We start from the raw sequence: 24,733 nt of genomic DNA on the forward strand, positions 1-24,733 counted from the left end.
TATCTGTACACCTAGCCGGCCGACCTGCGGATCGAGATTCTTGTTGTGGCGGCCAAGGGCGCGCGCACCCGTGCCGAGACCATCACCAAGAACGGCGGTAGCTACGACACGTGGACCGTCGGCAGGGACATCACCGTGGTGATCTCGATGACCTTCGGCGTGGAACACCTAGCCCTCTTTGGCAGTGCGCCGGGTCTTGTACAGGCTGGCGACGGTGGTGATGAGCAGGGTCACGATGATCACCGCAAGGCTGGCCAATGTGGGGATCTCGGGTACATGGACCGGCTCGCCGCCGTTGATGAACGGCAGTTCGTTCTCGTGCAATGCGTGCAGGATCAGCTTGACGCCGATGAAGAACAAGATGAACGCCAGCCCCTGCGACAGGTACACCAGGCGCTTGAGCATGTCGCCGAGCAGGAAGTACAGCTGGCGCAGACCCATGAGGGCGAACACGTTGGCGGTGAACACCAAGTAGGGCTCCTTGGTGAGCCCGTAGATCGCGGGGATCGAGTCGAGCGCGAAGAGAAGATCGGTGGTGCCCAGCGCGACGATCACCAGGAACATCGGCGTCATCAGTCGTGTGCCGTTTTCCCGGACCCACAGCCGCAGGCCGTCCCACTTATCGGTGGTCCGCAGGTGCTTGCGGGCGAACTGCACCACGGCGTTGTCGGCGTCGTCATCATGCTCGGTGTCGCGTGCCAGGTTGACGGCGGTGTACACCAGGAACGCGCCGAACAGATAGAAGATCCAGGAGAACTGGTTGATGGCCACCGCGCCGAGGGCGATGAAGATGCCGCGGAAAATCAGCGCCAGGATGATGCCGATCAACAGGGCCTCTTGCTGATAGATCCGGGGCACCTTGAAGCTGGCCATGATGATCAGGAAGATGAACAGGTTGTCCACCGAGAGGCTGTACTCGGTGAGCCAGCCCGCGAAGAACTCCAGTCCGAACTGGCTGCCGTGGAAGAACCACACCCACAAGCCGAATGCCACCGCGAGCCCTATGTAGATGCTGAGGGCGGTGGCGGTTTCGCGGACGGTGGGTTCATGGGGCCGCCTGCCGATCACCACGACGTCGATCAGCAAGATCGCGACCGTGACGGCCAGCGTGATGATCCATTCGAGCTGCGATACCTGCATGAAATAACCTCCGGTCGCCAAAACGCCGGAGGTCTCTTCCGCCGGCGGGTGACCGGCCTGCGGCACCGACCGGTCCGACAATGGCCGATGTGATGACGACACCGCAGCGAAGGAATACTCCCCTCCGCGCGCCAGTCTGCCCTATGGCGCGGGGATCGGAAAATCGGGCCGGATTCACGAGCCGACACGGCGGATTTGAAATCACCCTGCGCAATGCGCTTGACGGTGGCTGCGGCCGCGCGCAGACTGCGCACAGGTCATGAGTACCAGCGATAAGCCCTGGCTAGCTGGTCGGCAACCCTCCTCCATGCCGTTTGTCTTCGCGCAAGCGGCTCATCCACGGCGGGGTGCTCCAGGTGACGACCTGGCCGCGCTCAACCGGGCGTGGCAAGCGTGGACTCGCCGGGCGGGTCCGGTGAGATGGGATGTCACATGCCAGTGTCCAAACAATCTGGGTCCGAGCAACCGGCCGCGCGTGTGGTGGGAGCCGACACCAAAGTTCCTCTGGCCCTAGGTGGCTGGATCAGATACGCCAATTTTGACTACGCGGCCAGCGCGCCCGCGCTCTGTGCTGTCGCGGATCGCGTCACCGAGCTGCTGCCGTATTACGCCAGTGTGCATCGTGGCGCCGGATACGCCTCCCGTGTGTGCACGGCGCTCTACGAGCGCGCCCGTGAGATGGTGGGACGCTTCGTCGGGGCCGCCGCCGACCACCATGTGATCTTTACCCGTAACACCACCGACTCGTTGAATCTGCTCGCCTCGGCGGTGCCGGGTGAGGTGGTGGTGCTCGATATCGAGCACCACGCAAACCTGTTGACCTGGCAGCGATATGCGGCCCGGGTGGTAGGGCATCGAGCCACCGTTGCGGACACCGTCACCGCGCTGGCTGACGAGCTCGCCCGCCGGCCCGCCGCACTGCTGGCCGTCACCGGGGCTTCGAATGTCACCGGCGAGGTGCTGCCGTTGGCCGAACTCGCGTCCGTCGCGCACCGGTACGGAGCGAGGATCGCAGTAGACGGCGCACAGTTGGTTCCGCACCGCCGAATCGATTTGGTGACAACTGGAATCGACTATCTCGCGTTCTCCGGGCACAAGCTGTATGCGCCATTTGGTGCTGGAGTCCTTGTGGGGCAAAGCGACTGGCTCGACGCCGCGAGGCCGTATCTCGCGGGTGGTGGGGCGGTGCGCAATGTTGGTATCGACGGGGCCGAGTGGCTCGCGGGACCGCAGCGCCATGAGGCGGGCACGCCCAATGTGGTTGGCGTCGCCGCCGTGGCGGCTGCGTGTGAGGCATTGTCCGCGCTGGGGGAGGTAGGCCACGTACAGGATGCGCTCACCGCCCAACTTCGGGACGGGCTCGCCGCGATCGAAGGTGTTGACACCCTGCGTATTTGGAACGGTGGTCGGGATGTGCTGGGCATTGTGTCCTTCACTGTCACCGGATACGCGCCGTCGGTCGCCGCGGCCTATCTGTCGGCCGAGCACGGAATTGGGCTGCGTGACGGCAGATTCTGTGCGCACCCGCTGCTGGAGAGGTTGGGATACCCAGGGGGTGCGCTGCGCGCAAGTATCGGGCTGGGAACCACCGCGAGTGACATCGCGCGCCTCGTCGACGCGATCGGTGAGCTCGTCCGTCACGGGCCGGCGCTGATCTATACCGAGCGCGACGGGCAGGTCGGGCCGGTTGATGACAGGCGGCCACTCCCGGATTTCCTGGTGGCGTAGGCGCCAACACAGTATCCGTAACTCGCAATACGTGATACTTTCAGTTCGACACATCACAGGGTCTGACTGACAAGGACGTCGAATGACTAGTACACGTGTGCGGGGTAGCGAAGTCAACGGTGGGGAACGGGCAGTTCCCGACCATGAGGTCGTGATCATCGGGGCAGGCTTCGGCGGCATCGGAGCGGGTGTTGAGCTGACCAAAAGGGGAGTCCACGACTTCGTGATCTTGGAGAAGTGGGGTGCTGCCGGAGGCACCTGGCACGCCAACAAGTACCCGGGCGTGGCTGTCGACATCCCAACCTTTATCTACAGCTTCTCCTACGACCAGAAGACCACCTGGTCAAAGTTCTTCACCCCCGGTGACGAGCTTGAGGGGTACGCAAACGAACTCGTGGACAAGCATGAACTGCGCCGCAAGATCCGGTTCAACACGCGTGTAGTGCGTCAGGAATTTGATGAGGCGCGCAACATGTGGGCTCTTACTCTGGACGATGACAGTGTCATCACTGCCCGGCACGTGATCGCCGCGACGGGGGGCCTCGAGCAACCCAAGCTCCCCGAGATAGACGGTATCGATTCCTATCAGGGTGTGCTGATGCATACTGCTTTGTGGGACAAGGATGTTCAGCTGGCCGGAAAACGAGTGGCAGTCATTGGCACCGGTGCCACATCGCTGCAGCTGGTTCCAGAGATCGCTCCGGAGGTTGGCCATCTCAGCGTCTTTCAGCGCACCCCCATCTATGTGGGGCCCAAGCCCGACTTGAAGTACAACGCGTTCTGGCGCGCGCTGTTCGGATTCCCGGGCGTTGCCAAGGGCATTCGGCACGCCATCAACCTCAGTACCGCCTACATTCCGGACGCAGTCTTCAAGCTCGACTCCAAATACGTCGAATCCGCGTCGATGGCCCTGGCCCACCGGATGCGTGGCTGGATGCGTACTCAGGTCGACGACCCGGTAACCCGAGAGAAGTTGCTGCCCTACTACGGTTTTGGTTGCAAGCGCCCCTCCTTCTCCAATACCTATCTCAAGACGTTCAACCGCCCCAACGTGGCTTTGGTGACCGAGCCCATTGAGCGGATCACCGAAAAGGGCCTGCTTACCGCGGACGGTGTCGAGCATGAAGTGGATGTGTTGATCTGCGCCACCGGGTTCGCGATCTGGGATCACATGCCTGCCTTCCCGACCGCCGGACGGCGCGGCAAGGATTTGAAGCAGTTCTTCCAGGAGAACCGTTATCAGGCATACCAGGGTGTTTCGATCCCGGATTACCCCAACTTCTTCCTCGTTCTCGGACCGTACGGGTACGTCTTTGGGCCGTATCACATGCTGATCGAGTCAACCACTGCGCACGCGGCCCGGGTCATCGCGGAGACGAAGAAGCGTGGCGCTACCACCGCCGAGGTCAAGCAGGATGTGCATCAGGCCTACTTCGACAAGATGCACGAGCGCAATAGAAATCATCTGTGGCTCTCGCCGGCATGCTCGGCGGCCAACACTTACTACATCGACAACCATGGTGATTCGCCTTTCCGCCCAGGCGGTTTCGGTGAAATGTACTTCCACAACAAGTACTTCCGGCTGGACAACTATCGGTACGGCACCGAGACAGTGGCACCGGTCGTGAAGGCGGCGTCGCGGCGCAAGCGCAACAAGGAGGTTGTGGGATGAGACTGCTGCCCGGACGTAAACCAGAACTTGTCGTCGTGACCGGTGCCGGAAGCGGCATCGGGCGAGCCATCGCCGTCCAATTCGCACGGGGCGGTGCGGAGGTGGTGGCCTCAGATCTGGATCTGACGACCGCCCAGGAAACGGCTGCGATCATCCACCGGAAGGGACATCGGGCGGTGGCTTTTCAGCTCGATGTCACCGACCCGGCGGCCTGGGAGCGGTTCGCTGATCAGGTGCGGGCCGAATACGGTGTTCCCGATGTGCTGGTGAACAACGCCGGCATCATGGTCGGCGGGCGCTTCTTCGACCTTGAGCAGGAGCATTGGGAAAAACAGTTCCGGGTCAACGTATTCGGTGTCGCCTATGGCGGACGGGTCTTTGGCAAGCAGATGGCCGAACGTGGCCGCGGTGGTCAGATCGTCAATATCGCCTCGGCGGGGGCCATTACCCCGACCCCGATCTTCCCCGCCTATTCGGCCTCCAAGGCGGCGGTGAAGATGCTGAGCGAGTGCATGCGAATGGAATTGGGCCCCAAGGGAATTGGTGTATCTGCGGTATGCCCCGGCTTCATCAACACGAACATCGGGGTAAACGCCACCGTCGCCGGTCTGGACCTTCGTGATGATGTGCGCGAGCGTGCGAACAACGCCATGAGGGCCTTCCAGTCCTCTGCCCCGATGCGGGTATTGGACCAGTTGATCGGTCCCCCGCAGGTCGCGCGTGCCACGGTCCGCGCGGCGCGTTACAACTTTGCGGTGGCCCCGGTGCGTCCCGAAGCGTGGCTGGGCTACTTCTTGAGCAGGCTCCTGCCCGGTCTCAATCGCCATTTCATGTATCCGATTCCGTACTGGCTTGGATTGGATATCGACACGCTCATGCCCAAGGTGCAACGCGTCATTGACAATCTGACCGAGCGCACCCCAGCGGGGCCGCTCACCGAGCAGTCGACGGTGTGATCGGGGCCTATCGGCTCACTCGGAATTCAACGATGGCGATGCCCAGACCTCCTGGGTACCGTGGCGGCTGTGGCGACACAACACCAGACGTTCCGGGTTTTCACCGACGATGCTGCCAGCTGGCGCGAACTGACCAATGGAACGGGTGTCACCGCACGCGTCAACGCCCCCGATCTCAAACAGGCACAGCGGGCCCGGCATTCTCTGCGCACCGCGCGCAAGGACGCACCCGCGGTCATCCTGGATGTCTACGTGCACATCGAAGCCGACTCGCGATCGGCGCGTAAGCATTTTGCGAGTCTGAGGGTTCCGTCGGCGGTCTCGTATGCGGGTACCCCGGAAGGGCTGGCGGGTTTGATCGCCGATATCTACCTGGCTGGTGTGGCCGACGGGGTGACTCTGATTCCGGCGTCGCCCACCACAGATATCAGTTGTGCCGCACGTCGCGTACTCGCGTTGCTGCCCCAGCGGATACCGCTGGCGGCGTAGCGATCACCAGTTGTCGTAACCACCCTCGGGGCCGAGCATGCGCTCCAGCCGGGTGCGGTTGATCTTCGCGAGTTCGTTGCGCGTCACCTTGCGCTCGGTATCCATGTCATGGTGCATGCGGTCGGAGATCGCGCGCAGCACCGAGACGCCGTCCTGCCCACACATGTGCATGACGAAGCGATGCCCGAAGTGGTGCTCGTATCGATGCGCGGCGGCCCGCAGCGCGGCCATCATTCCCGGGGTCTCGTCGCGGATCGCACACTGTTCGGCATGGGACCGCGCACTTCCCGGACGTTTTCCCAGCGGCGGATAGGCGATCAGGACCTCGTCGAGTGACTCCTCGGACAGCGCGAACAACTCGTTGTCGGCCAGTCGGAACAGGGCGTCATGATCGGCGAACGGCCGCGCCGCGGCGATCTTCCGTGCCCAGGTCACACTGCCGCCGCATTCGTACAGCGCGTGGACCGCTTTGGTGTCGGGCATCTGGTTGAACGTGTCGCGGCCGATGCCCTGATGCATCAACATAAGACCATGATTCGACGGGTCGCTGCTGTTCGCTAGAGGGGGACCGTGCATTTTGCAGGAGCTTAACGCGACGTAACATTGCACCGAGTAGGACTGGGGAGGGAGTGGGGGACAGTGACGGATCCAGCCTGGCAGCAGTACCCGCAGGAGCCGTGGCCGCCCGGCGAGCCGATTCCCTATCCCGAGGACCCGAAGCCCCCGAAATGGCCGTGGATAGTCGCCGGCGTCAGTCTTCTGGCGGTGCTGGCGATAGCCCTGACGGCGATCTTGGTCATCACCCGCCGAACCGAGATGGCAGCTCCGACGACGGTCACCGTCACTCCTTCGACGACGTGGACGGGGCCCAATGACGTTCCGTTGCCGTCGAGGACGACGACCGAGCCTCCTCCGCCATCACCACCCCCGCCGAACCCCAGCACCGGTGCCGAGACCACACCAACGACCACCGAAGCGCCTCCGGTGCCCACCACGACCGAGGCACCCAAGCCGGTGCCCACCGCCGGAGAAGGCCCTGGTGGGTCCGGCACAGGAGGCAAGAGCGTCACCTACAGTGCGTGGGGCTCGGGCGTCGACCCGCTGCCACCGCATTTCGGATTGAAGGTCAGTTATTGGACCGGCACCGAGCTGGTGACGATCCAAGACATCAAGCTGCCCTGGGGTGTCTCGGTGACGATGACCAACTCTGCGGCGTCGCCACGCATGATTGTCGACTGGGGTGAGGCCAGTTGTTCGATCACAGTCGACGGTGTCGTCGTCGTCAGTAACAGCGGTCCGATGGGCGCCGTATGCGTGGCGCCCTGACCCAGGTCAGTGACCCTGGGTCTTGAGCCGCTCGAACGACGCGATGACCTCGGCCTCGGCCTCGGTGCGGCCCACCCAGTCGGCAGCCTTGACGAATTTGCCGGGCTCCAGGTCCTTGTAGTGGACGAAGAAGTGCTTGATGGAGTCCAGTTCGAAGGACGACACATCGCCGATTTCCTGGATGTGATCCCAGCGCGGGTCGCCTGCGGGCACGCACAGCACCTTGTCGTCACCGCCGCCGTCGTCGACCATCTTGAACATACCGACGGGCCGAGCTTCCACGATCACGCCGGGGAAGACGGACTCGGGTAGCAGTACCAGGGCGTCCAGCGGGTCGCCGTCCTCGCCGAGGGTGTTCTCGATGAAGCCGTAGTCGGTGGGGTAGGCCATCGGGGTGTAGAGGTAACGGTCCAGGCGTACTCGGCCGGTCTCGTGATCGACCTCGTACTTGTTGCGCTGCCCCTTGGGGATCTCGATGGTGACGTCGAACTCCACACCCGCTCCTTGAATGTCGGTGGTACTCAGTCGGTCGGTCGGTCTTCGCGCAAGCGCTCATCGGTGTCCGCAGGCCTTCGGGCAAGCGCTCGTCCAGCGCGCACCAGGATAGCGATACCCTGCAGAGCATGGTCACCGCCAGGGCACTTGATCCGCGTCACTGGCGGCGCTCTACCCACGTCCTGCTGGCCGTCGCCGTCGTGTTGGCGATTGCCGCGCTTGTTCTCGTAGCGTCGCTGACCACCGGAGCCTCCACCGCCCGCCAGCCGCAGAGCGCAGATCCCGAACCGACGCTGGTCACCCCGAAACCGGGTGTCGTGCCGGTTTCCGATTCGGCGCCGGTTCCGACGGCAGATGGTTTGGCACAAGCGCTGGACAAGGCGCTGGCCGATCCGGCGCTGGCCATGTTCACCGGCCGGGTAACCGACGCACTGACCGGCCGCGAGCTGTGGCAGCAGGGCTCCACGGTGCCGATGGTCCCCGCATCTACTAACAAGGTGCTGACCGCCGCGGCAGCGCTGCTGACCCTTGATCGGGCCGCGAAACTCACCACATCGGTCGTGGCGGACACCGAGGGACAGCGGGGACTGGTGACATTGGTCGGCGGCGGCGACCCGATTCTCAGTGCGGCGCCGGCGGACACTGACACCTGGTACCGCGACGCCGCGCGCATCAGTGATCTGGCCGACCAGGTACGTAAGTCGGGGGTCACGGTCACGTCGATCACGGTCGACATCAGCCGGTTTGGCGGCCCGTCCATGGCGCCCGGATGGGACCCGGCCGATATCGACGGCGGTGACGTCGCGCCCATCCAGGCTGTGATGCTCGACGCCGGACGTACGCAGCCAACCGATTACGACTCGCGTCGTTCCACCACGCCCGCCCTCGACGCGGGGCGTGCACTGGCTGCGGCGCTCGGGGTTGACACCGACATGGTGCGGTTGGACTCGGCGTCGCCGTCGGCGAAATCCATTGCCTCCGTTCAGTCAGCTCCGCTGATGGAGCGGCTGCGCGAGATGATGAATGCCTCCGACAACGTGATGGCGGAAACCATTGGCCGCGAGGTGGCGTTGGCCTCGGGCCGGCCGCAGACCTTCTCCGGAACTGTCGATGCGGTCACGAGCCAATTGCGCAGCGCAGGAATCGATCTCACAGGCCTGACACTGCGTGATTCCAGTGGCCTGTCGGTGGACGACAGGGTTACCGCACGCACCCTCGACGAGGTCATCGGAGCCGCTGCCGGCCCTGATCAGCCGAAGCTGCGCCCGCTGCTGGATGTGCTGCCCATCGCCGGTGGCAGTGGCACGCTGTCCGAACGCTTTGTCATCCAAAACCAAGCCGCGGCGGGATGGTTGCGCGCCAAGACAGGATCGCTCACGGGTGTGAACACCTTGGCCGGTGTGGTCACCGACGTCAGCGGGCGGGTGCTGACTTTCACGCTGATGCAGAACCAGGCGACCGCACCGACCGCGCGCAACGCGGTGGATAACACCGCAGCGGTATTGCGGTCTTGCGGATGTAGCTGATGGCCGTGCCGGATCGCGTCGGGAAGGGCGGAGCCGGAACCGGAACCGAGCGCCCCGAGCTGACGGTTGGCCGCATGGTCAACTGGGAGTTCGCCGTGACCGTGGGCGCCAAACTGGCACGGCCCGCGCCGCCCACCACCGAGTACACCCGTAATCAGGCCATCGCCGAGCTGTCGGATGCGGCGCGGCGCGCCGAGGCCCCGGTGCGTGAGCTCACCGGCCTGGCGGACGGCCTGGTGGTACCGGAGGCGCGGATCATCGATCGCACCCGTTGGATCGCGGCAGCGGCCGAGTCCATGCGCGTGATGGCCGGTGGTGACGGCGGCTCCGCGGGGTTCCTGTCGGGCCGTGTCACCGGGGCGCAAACCGGTGCGGTGCTGGCTTTCGTGTCGTCGGGCATTCTCGGGCAATACGACCCGTTCACCGCCGACGGTGTGGGTGCATTGCGTCTGGTGTACCCGAACATCATCGCCGTGGAACGCCAACTTCGTTTGCTGCCAAGCGATTTCCGGATGTGGGTGTGCCTGCACGAGGTAACGCATCGCGTGCAGTTCTCGGCCAACCCGTGGCTGGCGGACTATATGTCGGGCACCTTGGCGACTCTCGCGTACGAGCAAGAGGAGGATGTAGCTGGCATGCTCGGCCGACTGGTCGAATTTGTCCGCGCGCCGAAAGATCAGGGCCAGAACGGGATCGTCGATCTGCTGCGCGCCATGCAATCCGAAAGTGGCAGGGATGCATTGGATCGCCTGCTAGTACTGGGCACGCTGCTCGAAGGGCACGCCGACCATGTGATGGACGCGGTGGGTCCGGCCGTTGTCCCATCGGTGTCGACCATCAGGTCTCGCTTCGAGGCGCGACGCTCACGCAAACAGCCACCGTTGCAGCGGATCATCCGCGCTCTCATCGGCATGGATGCCAAGATGCGTCAGTACACCCGCGGTAAGAAGTTTGTCGACCACGTGGTGGAAACGGTGGGGATGGAACGCTTCAACACAATCTGGCAAGACGCCGAGACACTGCCCAAGCCCGCCGAGATCGAGAACCCGGACCAATGGATAGCCCGAGTACTTTAGCGCTGCGTCAAGCTGTCAAATTGTTTGGTGTTCAGCACCTTCCGGGTGCGCGGCATGTGGCCGTGGCGGTCTCCGGTGGTGCGGATTCGCTAGCGCTTGCGGCAGCTGCCGTCGCGCAGGGCTGGGCAGTGACCGCGCTCATCGTCGATCATGGACTGCAGCAGGACTCCGCCGAGGTCGCGGGCCGGGCGCGGAGTCAGGCGTTGGCTCTGGGATGCCATGATGCCTCGGTTCTTTCGGTGATCGTCGACGGTGTGGGTGGTCTTGAAGCGGCGGCGCGCGATGCCCGGTACGCCGCGCTGCGCGAGGCACGGGATGGCCTACCCGTGCTGCTCGCCCATACTCTCGACGACCAAGCCGAGACGGTGCTGCTGGGACTGGGGCGAGGCTCTGGCGGGCGTTCCATCGCAGGAATGCGCCCCTGGGATGATCCGTGGGGGCGTCCACTTCTTGACATCCGCCGAACCGAGACACGCGCCAGCTGTGCCGAATTGGGTCTGACCCCGTGGGAAGACCCGCACAATGTCGACTCCCGCTTCATCCGGGTGCGGCTGCGTCACGAGGTGCTGCCGCTGCTGGAGCAGATTCTTGGTGGCGGTGTTGCCGGGGCTCTCGCCCGAACCGCGGCATCATTACGGGACGACGGCGACGCGCTCGACGAACAGGCGCGGGCAACCTTCACCGGTGCGGAGCTCCTGGCGATCGCTGGTCTGCGCGATCTGGCACCCGCCGTGCGGCGACGGGTGATCAGGCTCTGGTTACTGGCAGGCGGCGCACAGGATTTGAATGACAGCCAGATTCGCGCGGTGGACGCGCTCGTTGTGCAGTGGCGTGGACAGGGAGGGGTCGCAGTGGGCGCCGACCTTCCCTACCAGCGTCTGGTTGCGTCCAGATTGGGTGACCATCTGGTGCTGTCGATCCACGATGTCTGACAACTGGGTCTACGTGATGGCGAAGTCCTCGCGGATCGGCGAAGTGAGTGTGCGGCGATAGTCCACGGGAGGCCAGGGCCATAGCTCCGGTACCCCGTCGGCTCCCAGATACCAGCTGTCGCATCCGTTGGACCACACGGTATTGGGCATAGCCCGGCGCACTTCGGCGTTGAAGGTCTCGGCGGCGTGTGCCGTTGGCGCTACCGATTGAACTCGGCCGAAACGGATCTCGTTGATCCAATGCATCGCGAATTTCACCTGCGTTTCGGCGATCGAGATCAGCGAGTTGTTCCCGATCGGGCTGTTCGGGCCGATCAACAGAAAGAAGTTCGGAAATCCAGCGAGGCCCACGGCCCGGTATGCGCGTGGTCCGTCACTCCATGCCTCGCTGAGCTTGATCCCGTCGCGCCCGATCACCTCCATAGGACGCAAGTACGAGTGCGCATCAAAACCTGTGGCGCACACCAAGATGTCGAGTTTGTGCAGAACTCCGTCCTTGGTAATGACACCTTGCGGCACGATGCGTTCAATCCCCTCGGTGAACACCGCGACATTGCGGCGTTGCACCGCCTTGAAGAACGGCACCGACATCACCAATCGTCGGCAGAGCGGCTCGTAGTCGGGATGCAGCTTCTGGCGTAGTGCCGGGTCGCGGATGAGCAACCGATGCGATGCCCGGACGAATCCTTGGATGAGCCGCCGCCGGATTCCGGGGTTGACCACCGATCCACCCACGCCGCGTTCAAAATAGAAGCGCCACAGGCGATAAGAGAATCTGTTCAGAATCGGCACGCGGGACCATATCGACTTCGACATTGCCGAGTAGGTGAAGTTGGGAACCGGTGCGACCCATTGCGCCGAGCGCTGGAACACCGCGAGACTTTGCACATCTTCGGCGAGAGCGCTGATGATCTGGACTCCGGATGACCCGGTGCCGATAAGTCCGACCCGCTTCCCGGCATACGGCACCGAGTGATCCCACCGGGCCGAGTGAAAACACGGACCGGCGAAGGACCGCAGCCCGTCGATATCGGGGAGGCGTGGGAGGTGCAACACTCCGGTGGCACTGACTACGACGTCAGCGGTGTCGCGGCTCCCGTCGGAAATCTCCAACTCCCAGTGGGACTGGCCAGGCCCATCAACCCATTCGGCTCGGCTGACGGCTGCCCCGAAGCGAATGTTCCGGCGCAGACCCTGCTCGTCGGCGAATCTGACGAAATACTGGTGGATCTCCGGTCCGGGCGAGAAGCCCTTACTCCAAGCAGGATTCGGGGCGAATGAGTACGAGTAATAGCGCGACGGTACATCGCACTGCAGGCCCGGGTAGGTGTTGTCCCGCCAGGTTCCGCCGACCTCATCCGCCTTCTCGTAGACGGTGAAGTTGGTAATACCGCGGTGCTGGAGGGTGGAGGCCATGCACAGCCCGGACATGCCGGCCCCGATCACGACCACCCGGATATCGCGGGACGGCAGCTTTTCGCTTGCCCCGTAAGCGCCATTGCTCACGTTTCCATAATGGCCTATTTCGTAAACAAAGTCACTGGCCGGTGTCACCGGCTTGGATAGCTCGTGTCGTCCATGGCACGCTATCGGTCGTGACCTGCGAACAGGATCAGGCATGCGGCGAGCAATACAGCGGCGACGTGAAGTCGGTGCTCCTCACGGAGGAACAGATTCGCGCCAAGACGCAAGAGCTCGGCGCCGCCATCGGCGAGAAGTACCGGGACATCGAGGGTGACCTGCTGCTGGTGACCGTGCTCAAGGGTGCCGTCATGTTTGTGTCGGATTTGGCCCGGGCCATTCCGATCCCCACACAGATGGAGTTCATGGCCGTCAGCTCGTACGGCTCGGCAACGTCGTCCTCCGGCGTGGTGCGCATTCTGAAAGACCTGGACCGGGACGTCCAGGACCTGGACGTCCTGATCGTTGAGGACATCATTGATTCGGGACTCACCCTGAGCTGGCTCATGCGCAACCTCGCCTCACGCGGGCCGCGCTCGCTGAACGTGGTCTCGCTACTGCGTAAGCCCGAGGCCAAGAAGGTCGATGTCGACGTGGCCCTCGTCGGCTTCGAGATCCCCAACGAGTTCGTGGTCGGTTACGGGCTGGACTACGGCGAGCGCTATCGCGACCTGCCCTTCATCGGAACACTGCACCCGCGGGTCTACACCGACTGACCGTCTCTGAAGGTCTCCGTCGGGGCGTTCATCGTCTGACGGTCTTGGCGCGCGCTCATCCCAGCTCCCACGTCACGGTGATCTGGGTGCTGACGGTCTGCTGACCCGCCTCCACCGGTGGCCCGCCCGCCGCCCGCAACATTGCGAACTCGGCACGCGGGGAGGGGGTCGAGTGGCCGCCGGTCTCGTCGATGCGCAGGACCTTCCCGAGAGTGCCGCCGGAGAGGGTGGCGTATTGCTCGGCTCGGGCTTTGGCATCGGCGAACGCGCGCTCACGCGCCTGTGTGGACAGATCGCTGCTGTCCTGCAGATCGAAACTGACCCCGGAGAGCTGTGCGGCTTCACCTCCCGCGGTGACCGCCTTGTCCAGAACGTCGGACACCTTCGACAGTTCGCGGACGGTGATCCGTACCGAGTTGTCGGCGGCGTACCCGGTGATCCGGTTGCCGTCGAACTGCGGGTGCACCGACATCCAGGCGGTCCGGACGTCTTCGGCCGCCACCCCGGAGTCGAGCACCGCATCGATCACCGCGCGGGCCTTGGCCTTCACCTCGGCCATCACCCCGGCGATGCGGCGTGAACGTACCGAAACGCCGACGGTGGCCATGAACACGTCGGGACTCCCGCTGGCCTCTCCGTGGCCGACAACCGTGATGTCACCCATGGCCTAGTTCAGCTCCCAGATGACGCTTACTTCGAATGTCACCGTCTGCTGTCCGGGTTCCAGCGGTGGCGCGAATGAGGCGTCCGCCTGCATGGGCGCCCGCTTGCCCATCGCCGGTGCGGGGGGAGGAACCGAGCCGTGGGACTCATCGATCCGCAGCACCTTGCCCAGCTTCGAGCCAGACAGGCCGGCGTACTGCTCGGCGCGGGCCTTGGCGTCGTTGAAGGCACGCTCCCGCGCACCCTTCACCAGGTCGGCGTCATTGTCGAGATCGAAGCTGACCCCGGAGAGCCGTGCCGCGTCGCCACCGGCTTGCACGGCCTTGTCCAGCACTTCGGAAGCCTTCTTGAGATCGCGGACATTGATGCGCACGGAGTTGGTGGCGTTGTATCCGGTAATGCGCGTGGGACCGCCCTGTGGGTATGTCTGTTCGGGCTGGATGGACAGCTCGTTGGTCTGGACGTCCTCCCGGGCCACTCCGGCCCCGACCACGGCATCGATGACGGCCTGGGCCTTCTCACTTGCCTGAGACAGTGCGCCGGATACGTCCTTGGCGGTCACCGATACGCCCACGTCAGCGCGCAAGACATCGGGTGCGCCCTTGACCTCGCCCTTCCCAATGACCGTGACGTTACGAGTGGACTCTGGGCTGCCGGTGGAATCGTCACCGCAGCCGGCCAGGAGCACGGCCATCGCCGCGGCGCCAGCCACGGCGATTGTCCGGGTCAGAGCTTTCCGACTTAGTACCCGCATGTCACTTCCTGTCCTCCCCGACCTTTACGGCACTACCAAGATCTTGCAGTGGTGCCCCGGATTACCGAGATCGGCAAATGCTGATCCGACATCTTCCAGACCTACCTCACCCGTGACCAGGTGTGCAACATCGATCTCGCCGTGCGCGATTCGCCGCAACGTTTCGGAGAACTCCGCTGGGTCGTAGGCGAGCACGAATTGGAGCGCAACTTCCTTGGCGATCCCGAAGTACGGCGTGATGGCATCGGGCTCCATACACACGCCGACCACCACCACCCGGGAGCTGTGCGGTGCGTCCCGCAGCACATCGTTGAGGATGCCCGGTACCCCGACGGCCTCGAAGATCACCGGTGCGCCCTTGCCGACCCGGGACCAGGCCTCGAAGGTGGGTTCGGTGCTGGGGTCGACGACCTCGTGCGCCCCCATGAGCCGGGCCAGATCGCGCCGGGCCGGGGACAAGTCGGCGGCGACGATCGGCTCGATCCCCAGGTTGTCCAGGGCGGCTATCACCGCTATGCCGACGGGGCCGCACCCGATGACGATTGCTCCGGTGCCCGGCTGGACGCCCGATTTGTTGACGGCGTGCAGACCGACCGCCATCGGTTCAGTCAACGCCGCATGCCTGGGGTCGAGGCCGTTGGGGATAGGCAGCAGTAGCGGTGCGCTCAGCAGCATCTGCTCGGCGTAGCCCCCGAGCGTGCTGTTGCTATAAACGATGGGTTCGATTCCCTTGGCGGACAGCAGAATCGGAATCGAAGTGACTGCGGTTCCCGGAGCGGGAGCCTGCGTCCCCGGTCCGGCTTCGATCACTTCCGCTGCGAACTCGTGCCCCATGAACACGTCGGCGCCAAGGTCGACGCTGTCGGTCAGGCTGGGCACGCCCGCCATCTGTTGTGACAGTTCGATGGCCTGGGCCCCGTGTTTTGCGAAATGCAGGTCGGATCCGCAGATTCCGCACGCGGAGACCTTGACGAGCACCTGGCCCTCGCCGGGCACCGGGTCGGCCACATCGTCCCGGTAGACCATCGCGCCGTTACGCAACACCGCTGCTCGCATCAGTTCGAGGCCTTCTGTGCTCGGTCGTTCTGATGTTCGCCGATGGCCTTGGCGACGGCATCGCCGGCACGGCCCAGCAGCTCGCCACGCTTGGCCTGCGCCCAATCGTGCGAGACCTTGGCGGCGGTGAGTTGGCCGGTGAAATGCGGAATTACCTTGCGGGCGAACAGCTCATAGGATTTGAATGTTGCTTCCGGCGAGGCCCAGTCATGGCCGAGCATCAGGAAGGTGCCGAATCCACCCGATGTGTCGAGCAGATCCTGGATGTAGTCGATGGCATCTTCAGGCGTCCCGATGCAGCAATTGCCCTCGTCCACATAAGCCTTCACGAAATCACGCGGATCCTGATGCGTACCGTCAACGTCATTCGCGAGCGGTAGCACCCCGACCGCGCCGAAGTAGTGCGCGTAGTCCGGCAAGCCATATGTGCAATCCTCGATGGCCTGCTCACGGGTCTCGGCCAGATGCAGGATGCCAAGCACTCGCCACGTCGACCGATCCGGTTCGGGGTGGCCATGGGTGGCCGCCTGCTCGCGTACCACCTCCCAGGCATTTTCCAGTGCCGCGAATCCGCCCGGGATGGACGCCGACAACGACAGCAGGCCCGCGCCGAGCTTCCCGGCCAGCCGGGGTCCCGACGGGGAAAACATTGCTGCGGTGAGGATTTCCGGGTAGGGGTGGGTATAGGGCCGCAGCTGCAGCTGCGCGTCCCGAAGGGTGAACCAGGACGTTTCGCGGCTTATGCGTTCCTCCGGCGCCGCGCGCAGCAGCGCCATGATCGCTTCCAGCGACTCCTCCTGCATCTGACGCTGATCCACGGGGTCGATGCCCATCATGTACGCGTCGGTGGGCAGCGCGCCCGGTCCGGTGCCGAAGATGACGCGGCCTCGAGTGATGTGGTCCAAGAGAATCCAGCGATCCACCACCATCAACGGATGGTGATAGGGCAGCGAGACCACCCCCGTGCCCAGTCTGATGTGCTTGGTGCGCTCGGCTGCGGTGGCGATGAAGACCTCGGGACAGGAGATCAGTTCGTAGCCGCCGGAGTGATGCTCACCGAACCATGCCTCGTCATACCCCAGGCGGTCCAGGGCTACCACTCGGTCTAGGTCGTACTCCAGTGCGGTGGTCGGATTTTGGCCGACGGGGTGAAACGGCGTGATGAAGGCGCCGAATCGCAGTGGGGCGCTCATCGCGCAACCTCGTGCAGGAATCCGAGCAATGCGGCATTGACCTCGTCCGGCCGCTCCTGCTGAATCCAGTGCCCGGCACCTTCGATCAGGATGTCACCCCGATTGTCGATACGGTATCGCACACTGCCCGCATGATCCGTGAAACCGAGAACCGGGTCGGCGGCACCTGCGATGAATAGAGACGGCACAACTACATTCGCTCCAGCAAGCCGTTCGGTAAGCGCCCAGTTGCGGTCGAAGTTCCGGTACCAGTTGAGTCCACCGGTGAAACCAGTGCGGGTGAATTCTGCGATGTAGTGGTCCAATTCGACCTGACTCAGCCATTCGGGAAGCTCACCGGGATCGGTCATGCGCTCGATGAATCCGGCCGGTCCGGGTGCGATCATCGTCGCACCGTCGATATGGGCCATTCCGGCCATCATGCGCCGCATGGTGGCGGAGGGGTCGCGATCGAGGTCGGCATCGGCGACCCTCGGCTCCTGGAAGTACAGAATGTAGAAGAAGTTGTCGCCGAACAGTTTTTTCCATGCCAGTGTGGGAGCCACCTGACTGCGCCGGGTGAAGGGGACGGAAAGACCGACAACGCCCTCGACGCGCTCGGGGACGGCGAGCGCGGTATGCCACGTGACGACGGCGCCCCAATCGTGTCCGACGAAGGTCGCCTTGCCCGCGCCCACCTCGTCGAGAATGCCGAGCAGGTCATCGGATAGCGCTTCGATGTTGTAGTCGTCAATATGCGCGGGCGTACTCGATCTGCCGTAACCCCGCTGATCGGGTGCGATGACGTGATACCCGGCGGCGGCAAGGGCCGGAATCTGGTGGCGCCAAGAATATGCCAACTCGGGGAAGCCATGGGCCAGAACGACTACCGGCTGGCCAGGATCACCCGCCTCGACGATGCGCAGGTGCACGCCGTTTGTGGCGATGTCACGTTCCCGGATATCCACAGCGGCATCGGTCATGAGCGCATTCTCACCTTCTGAGGGCGGCCAACAGCGTTGTTGTCGCTTCTTCGCCGGAGAGGCTCATCAGCGTCGTGATTGCCACTAAACCACAACGCGCAATCGCCGACCAGGGATGCGGATTGTCGGTCACATCGGGATCGATGGCGTGCACCGCCACGCTCGACCATGGCGCGTTCGCGGGTGTTCAAATAGTAGACATTTTAGCGATTTTGTCACGCGATGTGAGTTGCTTCGGACCGCGTTGGTGATGGCTGGGGGTTCCCCAGAGTTCGATCCGCAGGTGAAAATCATCCGGTGCTGGAAGAGCCTTGGGAGCTACTCGATCACGGAGTATCGACCACTGAAGCTATGGGCGAATCATGGTGAAGTGGTGGCTTTTCAGGCAGCGACGGGTCCTGCGGTGAGGATCCGCTCGTAGTTCCATGGGGTCGGCGGCTTGATGGATGGCGGCGTCCATTCGGTGGTCCACCTACCCTGAGGATGGGCTACCTCGACTGGGCTCACACCGAGGATCGACTGGGCCTCGCGATAAGGCAATTCGAGCAGCTCCTCCCAGGGAGCGGCCATCAACAGGTCGGCACGACGGCCGCGCTCCACCGCCTGGCGATAGTAACGGAGTTTGAACGGCGCCGATGCGCCCGGCAGTGTGAGGGCGCCGAGCATGCCGAGCTTCTCCAATGGGCCCGCGGGTTCCATTTGCCCGCAATGAAATCCGATGTTGGCCATTTCGCCGGCGATGTCGGGACCGTAGCCGCCGATAGTGTGGAACATGTCGTGGAGGGCGGTGCCCCTCATGATCATGTAGTAGAAGTCCTCGTCCCAGTTGTTCTTCTCGGCGATCGGTCTGATGATCGTGGATTCACCAAAGACGCCCGCGTCGAGCTTGTTGGTGTTCAGGAACGACAGGTATGCGTGCCCCAGGCTGCCGAATGGCAGCGAGTCCAGATACTCCACGTCGTTCAGCACGGCGAGCAGGTCTGGTTTGTGCTTGAACAGCTTTCGGCCATTCGGATGGGCACGCACCTGATAGTAAGCACGTGCGAAGACGGGTGCTTCCATCCCGAGGAACGCCTCGTAGATGTCGCCGTGGTACTTGGCGTCGATCAGCATGCGCCAAGCCTTCAGCCAGGGGGTCCATGTCGCGCGGTCTGGTACGACACCGCCGGGATTAGAGTATTTGACCAGGTTGTTCGGCATGCGGCCAATAATAGGCAGATCTAATAAAGTGTCAATATATTGTTTGAGGAGGCAGCTAGGGGATGGCTCGCAAAAGTGAGGGCGAGAGTAAGGCTCCCCGCGGCCGCGGTAGACCACCTGGAGGCGGAAATACCGCAGAGCAGGCACAGGCCCAGCTTCTTGATGCCGCGGAGCGGCTGTTTGTCGAGCGTGGGTATGGCGCATCCACCATGGAGGCCATCGCACGGGAGGCCGGATACAGCCGCGCGGTGGTTTACCGGCATTTTCGGAACCGGGACGACCTGATGGATGCCCTGGTGGTCCGCGCGACGATGAGCGAGATCGCCAAGATGATCGGCCGCCTCATCGTGCTGAAGGACCTCGCCGAAATCATCCCCGAGTCGATGGTGATCGTGTCGGTCGAGGTCGGCGCCAATCCGTTACTGCGGGTGCTTGCCGACCGCGATGACCACGGGACGGTCGCATCATTAATTGTCAACGCCCCCCATCTCATTGACCTGCTGACATCCCTGTATGCGGGTGTCTTCAGTACCCGGATGGCGGAGGTGCGCGCGGGTGTACGGCCCGAGGATGCGGCACGGTACGTGCTGTCCGTCGCGTTGTCCCTGCTGCTCGGGCTTATCCCGGGAACCGACAACCCCGAGCAGGTTCGGCGCTATGTCCGAGTTTTTGTGCTGCCCACACTGCTCGCAAACCCGCCGGAGCCGGAGGCCGTCTTCGTTTAATGTGCGGCTGTGCGAGCTCTGATGAGATCGGTCACGATGTTGGGTATCTCATCGGCGCTCCGCGCGACCCTGCTGGCCCCGCCTGGGGTAGCTTCCGAAATCTGTTTGAGGACATCAGCATCCGCGTCCTCGGTGATGCCGAGGGTGATGAGCACGACGGGGCGCGCCGGGTCCTGTTCCTTTTTCAAGGTGGCAAGCAGCCGATCTAGGGAGATGCCGTTCGGGTCCTCGTTCGCGCCGTCGGTGATGATCACCACGCTGTTGATGAAGTGTGGGTCGTACGTGGACTGGACCTTGTGGAACGCGGCGAGAGTGGTGTCGTACAAACCGGTTCCACCGCCGACGAGGGAGTCCAGACCGCGGCCGTCGTCGAGGAGGAGTTGGCGTTGGGTCTTGTCGCCCGCCTTCTCGCTGAGGGTGCGAAGGGGCTGCAGCTCTCTCCAGTCCTGGCTAGGTCCGCCCTTGTCGATAGAGAACACCCACAAGCCGATCTGAGCGTTCTCCGGGAAGAGGGGCAGCCCGTTGTCGATGGCCTGACTCAGCAACGCCACGCGTGACACCGGCCCCGCGGGGGCCCGCATGGACCCTGAGACGTCGAGTACGGCGAGCATCCGGGAAGGCAAGGCCAGCACCGCATATCGGCGCATCGCTGTGTCGAATGCGGTCAGGTCATTTACGGTGAGCGTCTCCACCGCGCCCACACCCTTTCCGTCTAGCGGGGCGAAGTCAGGCCCCCGGAATCCGGCGTTCGTCAACGCATCCGCGCCACCGCTGCCGGAGAGGCGCTCGGCGAGTGCCTCTCCGGCCTGTCTCGCCTTGGCATGCCGATCGTTGGCGGGTTCGGTGACCGCTATCGGATAGTTCAGGGCCGGTGTGCCGGTTGTCGGGACACCGGCGGTGAGTAATGCGCTCGGGTGCTTGTCGTTGTAGTCGAGGAGCTGTTGTTCGGTCGAAATCGCCAGGCCACCGGTCTTTGCCACCTCGCCGAGACGTTCCTCGGCGCTGCTCTGCCGAGTGTTTGTCAGCTGCGCCTGCGCGATCGGAACGAGCGCGGCGGTGATGGCGTTGGCATCGCTCTTTCCCTGTTCGGCCTCAGCAAGTGCTCCCAGCACCGGTCCCGCGGCCACGGTGTCCTCCAGCGGATTCCCGATTCGCAGCCCGGGCTGTTTCAGAACGCTCAGCCATGAATCAAACGTCGGCGCCTCACCCTGTTTGGCGACCACCACCACGGGGGTCCTGGCCAGGGACTGGCTTGCCGAATCCAGAGGAGACCCGGTGGTGCGCATCTGCTTCACCAGCCAGATAGAGGAATCAGGGAGCCACAGTGCGGGCGCGCCACCGGGCTTGCCGATTGCCGCCGCCGTCGCCGCAGAGGCCTTCGCGTCCACGGTGATTTTTGTGCAGCGCAGTTCCTTGGCGCTCGCGCCGTCAGCCACCTTCGAAATGACCGGAGCGATGGCCGGGTCGGCGGCGACGGCGAAGGTATCGATATCTCCGCATCGGCCGGACAGCTTCGTGAAGGCGAACACCCCGAGCCCTCCGAGCAGGAGGGCGATTGCCGTCAGCGCAATCCACTTGGACGGTTTCGAACCACCCGAACGTTGTCTTCTGCGATTGCGTTCACTGTGGCGACCAGGCATGACCGGACCTCTTCGTTCTCGTCGGCACGCAGACTCGGTGCCCGCGCTCGTGAGGCTCGGGCGATAGTACCGTGAACAAGATCACTGTCTGGAGGGCTGAGCAGGCAGTTGGCGGTCATCAAAGGGGAATCATGCGCGCTTGGGTGGGTCTGGTGTTATGCGCTCTATTAGCTGGGTGTTCCCTTGATTTCGGTCCGACGGACGTCGAGGTGCCCGTCGAGGAGGCAGAAGCCTTTGGCCGGATCGACATCCCTGCGGGATTGCAGGTGCTCAAGGTTCGGATGGATCACGGTATCGACACCTGCTACCGCGTCGCGTTACGTGTCAGCGAGCGGGATGTGGCGACGATTCTGCGGAAGTCGACGTTCACCGTGCCTTTTCGCCCCGTGAAGAACCCGTCCTCGATGACGGTCATCGCGGGTCCTCCGTTATCTACTGCAACGAACGTCAAGGAGGCTCAAGACCACGTGGAAAAGCCCTGGGTGTATCGCGACATCGTCCAAGACATCAGGTCACCTGACGAGGTCTACCTGCACATCAGCCTGTTCAACACCTAGCCCCGCGACAGGCCCGGGCGCTACCTCCGTTTTCTCCGTGGGCGTAGTGCGCGCCACAGATGCGAACATGCAGGTGAGGTAGCCTGAGAGTTCTTAATCGATACCTATATGGATTCCTCTAGCCTGCCCCATGACGACGGAAGGACCGGGCCGCTGACCGCGGCCGACGCTGTATGAACCGGACAAACGTGTTTCGCACCCTGGGCGTCATCGTGGTGGTGCTGCTGCTGGGGTGGTCGTTCTTCTACTTCGGCGACGACACCCGCGGCTACAAACCCGTCGACACCACGGTCGCGATCAAGCAGATTGACACCGACAACGTCAAGAGCGCCCGCATTGACGACCGCGAGCAGCAGCTGCGGCTGGACCTCAAGTCCGGAAACGGCGATACCGAAGGCAAGGACAAGGTCATCACCAAGTACCCGACGGGGTACGGAGTGCCGCTGCTAGAAAAGCTGAACGGCAAGGGTGCGACGGTCAGCACGACGGTAAACCAGGGCAGCATCCTCGGATCGCTGCTGCTGTACCTGTTGCCGGTGATCCTGCTCGTGGTGCTGTTCTTCGCGTTCAGCCGCATGCAGTCCGGCGGTCGTGGCATGGGCTTTGGTTTCGGTAAATCACGTGCCAAGCAGTTGTCCAAGGACATGCCGAAAACCACCTTTGCCGACGTGGCCGGGGTCGATGAGGCCGTCGAAGAGCTCTACGAGATCAAGGATTTCCTACAGAATCCGTCGCGCTATCAGGCGCTCGGCGCCAAAATCCCGCGCGGCGTGCTGCTCTACGGTCCGCCTGGCACCGGTAAGACGCTGCTGGCCCGCGCGGTCGCCGGTGAGGCCGGCGTGCCGTTCTTCACCATCTCCGGTTCGGATTTCGTGGAAATGTTTGTGGGCGTTGGCGCTTCACGTGTGCGCGACCTGTTCGAACAGGCCAAGCAGAACAGTCCTTGCATCATCTTCGTCGACGAGATTGACGCCGTTGGACGCCAGCGTGGCGCCGGTCTGGGTGGTGGGCACGACGAGCGCGAGCAGACCCTCAACCAGCTGCTGGTCGAGATGGATGGTTTCGGCGACCGGCAGGGTGTCATCCTCATCGCGGCCACCAACCGTCCCGACATTCTCGATCCGGCGCTGCTGCGCCCCGGTCGTTTCGACCGGCAGATCCCGGTGTCGAGCCCCGATCTGGCCGGCCGCAAGGCCGTGCTCAAGGTCCACTCGGCCGGCAAGCCGTTCGGTCCCGATGTCGACTTCGACGGGCTGGCCAAGCGCACAGTGGGCATGTCCGGTGCCGATCTCGCCAACGTCATCAACGAGGCCGCGTTGCTCACCGCGCGTGAGAACGGCACCGTCATCACGGCCGCCGCGCTGGAGGAATCGGTAGACCGGGTCGTCGGCGGTCCGCGCCGCAAGGGCCGCATCATCAGTGAGCACGAGAAGAAGATCACCGCTTATCACGAGGCCGGGCACACCCTGGCCGCCTGGGCGATGCCCGACATCGAGCGGGTGTACAAGGTGACCATCCTGGCGCGCGGTCGCACCGGCGGTCACGCCATCGCGGTCCCCGAGGACGACAAGGGCCTGGCCACCAGGTCCGAGATGATCGCGCAGCTGGTGTTCGCCATGGGTGGCCGCGCCGCTGAGGAACTCGTGTTCCGTGAGCCGACCACCGGCGCGGTGTCCGATATCGAGCAGGCGACCAAGAAGGCCCGTGCCATGGTCACCGAGTTCGGTATGAGCGCCAAGCTCGGTGCCGTGCGATACGGCACCGAACATGGCGATCCGTTCCTGGGGCGCACCATGGGCACGCAGCCCGACTACTCGCACGAGGTTGCTCGCGAAATCGATGAGGAGGTGCGCAATCTCATCGAGGCCGCGCACACCGAGGCGTGGGCCATTCTCACCGAGTACCGAGATGTGCTGGATACCTTGGCCGGTGAGCTGCTTGAGAAGGAGACCGTGGTCCGTAAAGAACTCGAGGAGATCTTCAAGGATGTCCAGCGGCGTCCACGACTGAAGATGTTCGACGACTTCGGGGGCCGGATTCCGTCCGACAAGCCACCCATCAAGACCCCGGGTGAGCTGGCCATCGAACGTGGCGAACCCTGGCCGCCCCCGGTCCCGGAGCCCGCGTTCAAGAAGGCCATCGCCGAGCAGGCGGCTGCGGCTGCGCCCGCAAACGGGGCACCGGCGGTGCCGAACGGTCCCGTGCCGAATGGTCAAGGTGGCCAACCTGTTCCGGCGGGAACCCACCCCGGTCAGGCTCCCGGTGCCAACTACGGCGCCCCTGCCGGCTGGTACGCGCCTGGCTGGCCGCCGCAGGGACAGGCCCCCTACCCCCCGCCGGGATACCCGCCGCAGGGCCACGCCCAGTACCCGCCGCATGTCCAGCAGCCCTACCCGTATCCGGTGCCCACTCCACATCAGCAGTCTGCACCGGCCCCGGATGAGGGCAGCGAGAGCAAGAGCTGAC

General features: G+C 63.8%; 24 protein-coding genes and 1 riboswitch. Of the genes, 12 read left to right on the forward strand and 12 right to left on the reverse strand.

Annotated features, from left to right (window positions below):
* Positions 1-168 precede the first annotated feature (168 nt).
* Positions 169-1,140: a TerC family protein gene (locus B4383_RS19040; RefSeq protein ID WP_078292634.1), complete on the reverse strand. Its 972-nt coding sequence runs from the start codon at positions 1,138-1,140 to the stop codon at positions 169-171.
* A 255-nt stretch (positions 1,141-1,395) separates the two neighbouring features.
* Positions 1,396-1,540: riboswitch (SAM riboswitch) on the forward strand.
* Between the two features lie 32 nt (positions 1,541-1,572).
* On the opposite strand from B4383_RS19040, the gene B4383_RS19045 reads away from it, so the two are divergent.
* The 4 genes from B4383_RS19045 to B4383_RS19060 all read left to right on the forward strand — a co-directional run bounded on the left by B4383_RS19045 (position 1,573) and on the right by B4383_RS19060 (position 5,985).
* Positions 1,573-2,868, forward strand: coding sequence for an aminotransferase class V-fold PLP-dependent enzyme (locus B4383_RS19045; protein WP_078292635.1), 1,296 nt, complete (start codon positions 1,573-1,575; stop codon positions 2,866-2,868).
* 82 nt (positions 2,869-2,950) lie between these two features.
* Entirely contained in the window at positions 2,951-4,540 is a 1,590-nt protein-coding gene (locus B4383_RS19050) for an NAD(P)/FAD-dependent oxidoreductase (protein WP_078292558.1), read from the forward strand.
* Positions 4,537-5,496: an SDR family NAD(P)-dependent oxidoreductase gene (locus B4383_RS19055; protein WP_078292559.1), complete on the forward strand. Its 960-nt coding sequence runs from the start codon at positions 4,537-4,539 to the stop codon at positions 5,494-5,496. Before B4383_RS19050 ends, B4383_RS19055 begins: the two co-directional genes overlap by 4 nt.
* Positions 5,497-5,547: 51 nt before the next feature.
* A complete protein-coding gene (locus B4383_RS19060) occupies positions 5,548-5,985 on the forward strand; it encodes a hypothetical protein (RefSeq protein ID WP_176126449.1) in 438 nt (145 codons plus the stop codon).
* Positions 5,986-5,988: 3 nt separating this feature from the next.
* Here the strand turns inward: B4383_RS19060 and B4383_RS19065 are convergent, their stop codons facing one another.
* Positions 5,989-6,510, reverse strand: coding sequence for a 2-oxo-4-hydroxy-4-carboxy-5-ureidoimidazoline decarboxylase (locus tag B4383_RS19065; protein ID WP_078292560.1), 522 nt, complete (start codon positions 6,508-6,510; stop codon positions 5,989-5,991).
* Between the two features lie 114 nt (positions 6,511-6,624).
* On the opposite strand from B4383_RS19065, the gene B4383_RS19070 reads away from it, so the two are divergent.
* A complete protein-coding gene (locus tag B4383_RS19070) occupies positions 6,625-7,311 on the forward strand; it encodes a hypothetical protein (RefSeq protein WP_078292561.1) in 687 nt (228 codons plus the stop codon).
* Between the two features lie 6 nt (positions 7,312-7,317).
* Here B4383_RS19070 and B4383_RS19075 read toward each other — a convergent pair whose 3' ends face one another.
* The gene (locus B4383_RS19075) at positions 7,318-7,806 is read right to left on the reverse strand and encodes an inorganic diphosphatase (RefSeq protein WP_078292562.1); all 489 of its coding nucleotides are present in this window, start codon (positions 7,804-7,806) and stop codon (positions 7,318-7,320) included.
* Positions 7,807-7,934: 128 nt separating this feature from the next.
* On the opposite strand from B4383_RS19075, the gene dacB reads away from it, so the two are divergent.
* From dacB to tilS, 3 genes are read left to right on the forward strand one after another with little or no spacing between them, the layout of a single operon-like run.
* Positions 7,935-9,332 (forward strand): D-alanyl-D-alanine carboxypeptidase/D-alanyl-D-alanine-endopeptidase, encoded by a 1,398-nt coding sequence (gene dacB / locus B4383_RS19080; RefSeq protein ID WP_078292563.1) that lies wholly within the window; start codon positions 7,935-7,937, stop codon positions 9,330-9,332.
* On the forward strand, positions 9,332-10,408 hold the full coding sequence (locus B4383_RS19085) for a zinc-dependent metalloprotease (RefSeq protein WP_078292564.1): 1,077 nt from the start codon (positions 9,332-9,334) through the stop codon (positions 10,406-10,408). The genes dacB and B4383_RS19085 overlap by 1 nt, the downstream gene beginning before the upstream one ends.
* A gap of 56 nt (positions 10,409-10,464) precedes the next feature.
* A complete protein-coding gene (tilS, locus tag B4383_RS19090) occupies positions 10,465-11,340 on the forward strand; it encodes a tRNA lysidine(34) synthetase TilS (RefSeq protein WP_078292565.1) in 876 nt (291 codons plus the stop codon).
* A gap of 9 nt (positions 11,341-11,349) precedes the next feature.
* On the opposite strand, the gene B4383_RS19095 is transcribed toward tilS, so the two are convergent.
* On the reverse strand, positions 11,350-12,846 hold the full coding sequence (locus B4383_RS19095) for an NAD(P)/FAD-dependent oxidoreductase (RefSeq protein ID WP_078292566.1): 1,497 nt from the start codon (positions 12,844-12,846) through the stop codon (positions 11,350-11,352).
* An 89-nt stretch (positions 12,847-12,935) separates the two neighbouring features.
* Between B4383_RS19095 and hpt the strand changes: the two genes are divergently transcribed.
* Entirely contained in the window at positions 12,936-13,517 is a 582-nt protein-coding gene (hpt, locus tag B4383_RS19100) for a hypoxanthine phosphoribosyltransferase (RefSeq protein WP_078292567.1), read from the forward strand.
* A gap of 55 nt (positions 13,518-13,572) precedes the next feature.
* On the opposite strand, the gene B4383_RS19105 is transcribed toward hpt, so the two are convergent.
* The 7 genes from B4383_RS19105 to B4383_RS19130 form a co-directional block, all read right to left on the reverse strand.
* Positions 13,573-14,181, reverse strand: coding sequence for an SIMPL domain-containing protein (locus tag B4383_RS19105; protein WP_078292568.1), 609 nt, complete (start codon positions 14,179-14,181; stop codon positions 13,573-13,575).
* A gap of 3 nt (positions 14,182-14,184) precedes the next feature.
* The gene (locus B4383_RS19110; protein WP_078292569.1) at positions 14,185-14,934 is read right to left on the reverse strand and encodes an SIMPL domain-containing protein; all 750 of its coding nucleotides are present in this window, start codon (positions 14,932-14,934) and stop codon (positions 14,185-14,187) included.
* Positions 14,935-14,958: 24 nt separating this feature from the next.
* Positions 14,959-15,990, reverse strand: coding sequence for a zinc-binding dehydrogenase (locus tag B4383_RS19115; protein WP_078292570.1), 1,032 nt, complete (start codon positions 15,988-15,990; stop codon positions 14,959-14,961).
* A complete protein-coding gene (locus B4383_RS19120; RefSeq protein ID WP_078292571.1) occupies positions 15,990-17,183 on the reverse strand; it encodes an LLM class flavin-dependent oxidoreductase in 1,194 nt (397 codons plus the stop codon). The genes B4383_RS19115 and B4383_RS19120 overlap by 1 nt, the downstream gene beginning before the upstream one ends.
* On the reverse strand, positions 17,180-18,145 hold the full coding sequence (locus tag B4383_RS19125; RefSeq protein ID WP_078292572.1) for an alpha/beta hydrolase: 966 nt from the start codon (positions 18,143-18,145) through the stop codon (positions 17,180-17,182). The genes B4383_RS19120 and B4383_RS19125 overlap by 4 nt, the downstream gene beginning before the upstream one ends.
* A gap of 10 nt (positions 18,146-18,155) precedes the next feature.
* Positions 18,156-18,305, reverse strand: a complete 150-nt coding sequence (locus B4383_RS26755; protein ID WP_176126435.1) for a hypothetical protein — start codon at positions 18,303-18,305, stop codon at positions 18,156-18,158.
* Between the two features lie 221 nt (positions 18,306-18,526).
* Positions 18,527-19,345, reverse strand: coding sequence for a Coq4 family protein (locus B4383_RS19130; protein ID WP_078292573.1), 819 nt, complete (start codon positions 19,343-19,345; stop codon positions 18,527-18,529).
* A 62-nt stretch (positions 19,346-19,407) separates the two neighbouring features.
* On the opposite strand from B4383_RS19130, the gene B4383_RS19135 reads away from it, so the two are divergent.
* A complete protein-coding gene (locus B4383_RS19135; RefSeq protein ID WP_078292574.1) occupies positions 19,408-20,070 on the forward strand; it encodes a TetR/AcrR family transcriptional regulator in 663 nt (220 codons plus the stop codon).
* Here B4383_RS19135 and B4383_RS19140 read toward each other — a convergent pair.
* A complete protein-coding gene (locus B4383_RS19140) occupies positions 20,067-21,635 on the reverse strand; it encodes a substrate-binding domain-containing protein (RefSeq protein WP_139360896.1) in 1,569 nt (522 codons plus the stop codon). The two genes, B4383_RS19135 and B4383_RS19140, sit on opposite strands and share 4 nt — an antisense overlap.
* 206 nt (positions 21,636-21,841) lie before the next feature.
* Here B4383_RS19140 and B4383_RS19145 point away from each other — a divergent pair, with 206 nt between their 5' ends.
* Complete coding sequence (locus B4383_RS19145; RefSeq protein WP_078292637.1) at positions 21,842-22,267, forward strand: hypothetical protein; 426 nt, start codon at positions 21,842-21,844, stop codon at positions 22,265-22,267.
* 173 nt (positions 22,268-22,440) lie between these two features.
* Positions 22,441-24,732, forward strand: a complete 2,292-nt coding sequence (gene ftsH / locus B4383_RS19150; RefSeq protein ID WP_078292576.1) for an ATP-dependent zinc metalloprotease FtsH — start codon at positions 22,441-22,443, stop codon at positions 24,730-24,732.
* Position 24,733: the final 1 nt, after the last annotated feature.

This window comes from Mycobacterium sp. D16R24 (assembly GCF_002013385.1).
GTDB lineage: Bacteria > Actinomycetota > Actinomycetes > Mycobacteriales > Mycobacteriaceae > Mycobacterium.